General features: G+C 43.6%; 1 protein-coding gene. It reads left to right on the top strand.

Features of this window, described 5'->3' with window-relative positions; all coding sequences use genetic code 11:
* Nucleotides 1-264: Mu transposase domain-containing protein (locus tag AAEY55_RS18400; RefSeq protein WP_407072714.1), on the top strand; the 264-nt coding region annotated here is incomplete at both ends.

The raw sequence follows: 264 nt of genomic DNA, 5'->3' as shown, positions 1-264 counted from the left end.
ATAGAAAAACATTACTACAGCGTGCCTTATCTGTGGGTTAAAAAACAATTACGCGCACACATATCCAATCAACTCGTACAGCTTTATTATGACGGCACTTTAATAGCACAGCATCCTCGCTCAAACCGTTTAGGCAGACATACGACACAGACACATCATATGCCAAAGGCGCATCAAAAACAGCATGAGCCAAAGCACCTGGCTGAGTTTACATCAGAATATATTAATTACAGGCGCCACAGGCTGTGGCAAAACCTACCTCGC

Source organism: Pseudoalteromonas sp. 120-MNA-CIBAN-0494 (assembly GCF_040308885.1).
GTDB classification, from domain to species: domain Bacteria; phylum Pseudomonadota; class Gammaproteobacteria; order Enterobacterales; family Alteromonadaceae; genus Pseudoalteromonas; species Pseudoalteromonas nigrifaciens.
This window is presented reverse-complemented; position numbering and strand designations above follow the sequence as displayed.